Genomic DNA, 1,753 nt, shown 5'->3' on the forward strand with positions numbered 1-1,753 from the left:
CCCCATCGGGACAAACCGACCCAGGAAATGAAAGAAAAGTACCCGGTGCTCAAGCGCGACTACCCCCTGAACGAGTCCACTCTGGGCATGTGGGCGGACGAGCAGAAAAACCCCTACATCGAAGAGAAACGCTTCGACTGGTTCCGGGGCTACCATGTGGGCGGACGCTCGCTGCTCTGGGGTCGGCAGAGCTACCGGCTGGCTCCCGTCGACTTTGAAGCCAACGCCAAAGAGGGCGTGGCCATCGACTGGCCCATTCGCTACAACGACATCGCCCCCTGGTACGACTACGTCGAAAAGTTCGCCGGCATTGCCGGGACCCGCGAGGGCCTGGATATTTTGCCCGACGGGCAGTTCCTGCCCCCGATCGAGCTCAACTGCGTCGAGAAAGACGTGGCCAAGCGCATCGAAAAAGCCTTTGGCGGCAAGCGTCACCTGATCCACAGCCGGGTGGCCAACATCACTAAACCGATGCCCGAACAGAACCGGGTCGACTGTCAGTACCGCAACAAATGCTGGCTGGGCTGCCCCTTCGGGGCCTACTTCAGCACCCAGTCCTCCACCCTGCCGGCCGCTATGAAAACCGGCAATCTGACCCTGCGGCCTTTCTCCATCGTCAGCCAGGTGCTGTACGACAAGGACAGAAAGCGCGCCCGGGGCGTGGAAGTGATCGATGCGGAAAATAATCAGACCTACGAATACACGGCTGATGTCGTGTTCCTGAATGCTTCCTCATTCAACTCCACTTGGATTCTGATGAACTCCGCCACCGACGTCTGGGACGGAGGTCTGGGTAGCAGCAGCGGCGAACTGGGCCACAACGTCATGGACCACCACTTCCGCTGCGGCGCCAGTGGTGATGTCGAAGGCTATCAGGACAAATACTACTTCGGCCGCCGGCCGGCCGGCTTCTACGTCCCGCGCTTTCGCAACGTGGACGGCGAGGAGCGACCCTACCTGCGTGGCTTTGGCTACCAGGGCTCGGCCAGCCGCGAGGGTTGGGATAGGGAAGTCGCCGAGCTCGATATTGGCGCGGACCTGAAAAATGCGCTGAGCCAGCCGGGTGGCTGGACCATTGGCATGACCGCCTTTGGTGAGATGTTGCCCTACCACGACAACCGTATTTCCCTGGATCACTCGGTCACCGACGCCTGGGGCCTGCCGGTGCTGGCGATGAACGTGGAGATCAAGGACAACGAGCGGAAAATGCGCAAGGACATGATCCAGGACGCGGTGGATCTGCTCGAAGCGGCGGGTGTCAAGAACGTGCACGGCAGTGACTGGGGCTACGCCCCGGGCATGGGCATTCACGAAATGGGCACGGCACGCATGGGCCGCGACCCGAAAACCAGTGTGCTCAACGGCTATAACCAGGTCTGGGACGCCCCCAACGTGTTTGTCACCGACGGCGCCTGCATGACCTCGGCCTCCTGTGTGAATCCGTCGCTGACCTACATGGCGCTCACCGCCCGGGCGGTGGATCACGCGGTGAAAGAACTGAAGAAGGGGAATCTATGATGAACCGACGCGACCTGTTGAAACTGATCACCGCCGCCACCGGCACCGCCATGATCGGCGGCACCGGGGCGCTGGCCGGCTGCGCCTACACCGATGAAGACAAGGCCAAAAGCTACCGCTTTACCGAGCGGGACGTCCAAGTGCTGGATGAACTGGCCGAGACCATCCTGCCACGCACCGACACGCCCGGCGCCAAAGATGCCGGGGTCGGTGAGTTCATGACCGTGTTCGTGAG

The 1,753-nt window shown here is 61.6% G+C and carries 2 protein-coding genes; both read left to right on the forward strand.

Annotation, left to right across the window (positions count from 1 at the left end; all coding sequences use genetic code 11):
• Positions 1-1,518, forward strand: a 1,518-nt coding sequence (locus AAE484_RS17365; protein ID WP_341939701.1) for a GMC family oxidoreductase, incomplete at its 5' end; no start/stop codon positions are given.
• Positions 1,515-1,753: gluconate 2-dehydrogenase subunit 3 family protein (locus tag AAE484_RS17370; RefSeq protein ID WP_341939702.1), on the forward strand; the 239-nt coding region annotated here is incomplete at its 3' end. The genes AAE484_RS17365 and AAE484_RS17370, both read left to right, overlap by 4 nt.

The organism is Marinimicrobium sp. C2-29 (genome assembly GCF_038419845.1).
Lineage (GTDB): Bacteria > Pseudomonadota > Gammaproteobacteria > Pseudomonadales > Cellvibrionaceae > Marinimicrobium.